Origin of the sequence: Streptomyces sp. NPDC006265 (genome assembly GCF_040613555.1) — a bacterium.
Taxonomy (GTDB): Bacteria; Actinomycetota; Actinomycetes; order Streptomycetales; family Streptomycetaceae; genus Streptomyces.
The window spans coordinates 1-1,790 of the sequence record NZ_JBEXSH010001285.1 but is presented as its reverse complement, the minus strand read 5'-3'; the positions used below and the strand labels follow the sequence as shown (position 1 = coordinate 1,790).

The window sequence follows — 1,790 nt, the reverse complement described above, 5'->3', positions numbered from 1 at the left end:
CGCCAAGTTCGGCTGCTCGACCGGCTTCAGCGGGCCGCGGCCACCGGAGGGCTCCGACTTCGCGGGCCTCGTGCACTTCGAAGTGCGACGGGCCCGCGCTCTGTTCGCCGAGGGCTACCGGCTGCTCCCCATGCTCGACCGGCGCAGCGGCGCCTGTGTCGCCGCCATGGCCGGCATCTACCGGCGCCTCCTCGACCGCATCGAGCGCGACCCGGAGGCCGTGCTGCGCGGCCGGGTCTCCCTGCCGGGCCGGGAGAAGGCGTTCGTCGCCGTGCGCGGCCTGTCCGGCCTGGACGCCCGGCACGTGACCCGGCGGACCGTCAGGAGGCGTGTGTGAACGGCACAGAGGCCGCCGTCGGCGGTGCGACCCGGGTGGCCGGGCGCGGGTGTGACGCGCCTCTCGGCCGAGCCGTCGCAGACAACCGGCGGGCAACCCTCCGGCGCGGGGCCGCGTCCCTGACGGAGACGGCCGGTCGTGCACCGTTCGAGCAGCGCGCTCCGGCCCTGGGGGAGGGTTCGCGATGAACCACGGCACACGGCCCGGGGGACCGGCGGCACAGGCGCGGCACGCCGTCGTGGTGGGCGGCGGGCTCGCCGGTGTCACCACCGCGCTCGCGCTCGCCGACTCGGGGGTGCGCGTCACCCTGCTGGAGGGCAGGCCGCGACTGGGCGGTCTGGCCTTCTCCTTCCAGCGCGGCGACCTCACCGTCGACAACGGCCAGCACGTCTACCTGCGCTGCTGCACCGCCTACCGCTGGTTCCTCGGCCGCATCGAGGGCGCGGCGCTGGCCCCGCTGCAGGACCGGCTCGACGTACCCGTCCTGGACCCCTCCCGGCCCGAGGGGCGCCGCCTCGGCAGGCTGCGCAGGGACGCCCTGCCCGTGCCGCTGCACCTGGGGCGCAGCCTCGCCTCCTATCCGCACCTGTCGCTCGCCGACCGCGCCAGGGTGGGCCGGGCCGCGCTCGCGCTCAAGGGACTCGACCTCGCCGACCCGGCGCTGGACACCCAGGACTTCGGCAGCTGGCTGGCCGCGCACGGACAGTCGGCACGCGCCGTCGAGGCCCTGTGGGACCTGGTCGGGATCGCCACCCTCAACGCCGTGGCCTCCGACGCCTCCCTGGCGCTCGCCGCGATGGTGTTCAAGACCGGTCTGCTGTCCGACCCGGCCGCGGCCGACATCGGCTGGGCCCGGGTCCCGCTGGGCGACCTGCACGACCGGCTGGCCCGCAAGGCGCTCGACTCCGCGGGCGTGCGCACCGGGCTCCGCACCCGCGTCACCTCCGTCTCCTCGAACGGGAACGGGCAGTGGAGCGTCGAGGTCCCCGGAGAGACGCTGGAGGCCGACGCGGTGGTCCTCGCCGTACCGCAGCGCGAGGCGCACGACCTGCTGCCGGCGGGAGCCCTCGACGCGCCCGAGCGGCTCCTGGAGATCGGCACCGCGCCGATCCTCAACGTCCATGTGGTGTACGACCGCACGGTCCTCGGCCGGCCGTTCTTCGCCGCCCTGGGCAGCCCCGTGCAGTGGGTCTTCGACCGGACCGACGCGTCCGGGCTGCGCGAGGGCCAGTACCTCGCCCTGTCGCAGTCGGTCGCCCAGGACGAGATCGACGAGCCCGTGGCCGTGCTGCGCGCGCGGTACCTGCCCGAGCTGGAACGGCTGCTGCCGCTGACCCGCGGCGCCGCCGTGAGGGACTTCTTCGTCACCCGGGAGCGCACCGCGACGTTCGCTCCCACCCCCGGCGTCGGGCGCCTCAGGCCCGGCGCCCGCACCAAGGCATCCGGCCTCTAC

Annotated in this window: 3 protein-coding genes; all 3 read left to right on the top strand. The window is 75.8% G+C overall.

The genetic code is table 11. From position 1 onward, the window contains the following. Positions 1-337: squalene/phytoene synthase family protein (locus ABZ281_RS48045; RefSeq protein WP_356665014.1), on the top strand; the 337-nt coding region annotated here is incomplete at its 5' end. Next, positions 334-525 (top strand): DUF6380 family protein, encoded by a 192-nt coding sequence (locus ABZ281_RS48040; RefSeq protein WP_356665012.1) that lies wholly within the window; start codon positions 334-336, stop codon positions 523-525. The genes ABZ281_RS48045 and ABZ281_RS48040, both read left to right, overlap by 4 nt. After that, the coding region (gene hpnE, locus ABZ281_RS48035) for a hydroxysqualene dehydroxylase HpnE (protein WP_356665010.1) at positions 522-1,790 on the top strand (1,269 nt) is incomplete at its 3' end. The genes ABZ281_RS48040 and hpnE, both read left to right, overlap by 4 nt.